Genomic DNA, 875 nt, shown 5'->3' with positions numbered 1-875 from the left:
GGTCACCCACCGTCGAGTGCCCACTTCCCGACGCGCCGTGACGTCGAGTGCTCAGGAACCGGGGGCGCGGGAGACGCCGACGTGACGGGCCACCTCGGCGAAGCCGGCCCGCTGGTAGAGCCCGATCGCCGGTCCACCGTCCTCGGCGACGATGACGAGCTGCCCCACCGCCGCGTCGGCGAGCGCCCACTCCCCCGCGGCTCGGACGAGCGCCCCCGCGAGACCACGTCGCCGGTGGCTCTCGAGCGTCACGACGTCCTGGTAGCGGGCCCGGTCGCCGAGCCGCACGATGCCGAGCCGCGCCACGAGGCGGTCACCGTCGAACGCCCCGAACCACCGGGCGCGTCCGGACTCGACGAGGCCGCGCTGGGCAGTGACCCGTCGGCGCTCGAACACGAGGCGGCTCTCGCGGTGCGTCTCCGGGGTGTCACGCGCGCCCACCATGGCCGACTGCTCCCAGTCGTCGTCGCCCTCGAGCGGGCGAGTTCGTATGCCGTCAGGCACATCCCCAGCCGCCGGCACCTCCGTCGTGGCGAGGTCGACGTCGCCCTCGACGTCCCAGCCCAACGCAGCCCAGGCCTCGGTGTCGCCGCCGGGCAGAGCGAAGCCGATCGCGCGGTGCTCCGCGTCCGGGAACTCCGCCTCGAAGCGCGCCACCCACCGGTCGACCTCGCTCGAGCGGGCCGGCGTCGGCACGAGGAGGAAGTTGCCCCACCAGAAGGTCGGGTTGGACTCGGTGCGCACGACGAGGTGGTCGCCGTGGTCGGTGACGGTCGAGCCCTGCAGCCGCAGCATGTCGAGGTCGGTGACGAGGCCGGGACTTTCGATGCGCATCCCCCGATCATGTCGCACTCCCGGGCGCCCCTCCCCCACCG

Annotated in this window: 1 protein-coding gene; it reads right to left on the bottom strand. The window is 73.9% G+C overall.

The features are described from left to right. Positions 1–51: 51 nt before the first annotated feature. Positions 52–875 (bottom strand): GNAT family N-acetyltransferase (locus tag AC1DP0_RS22300; protein WP_478088828.1); only part of this gene is annotated, 824 nt, incomplete at its 5' end.

Source organism: Terrabacter sp. P5_B1, assembly GCF_056400505.1.
This window is presented reverse-complemented; position numbering and strand designations above follow the sequence as displayed.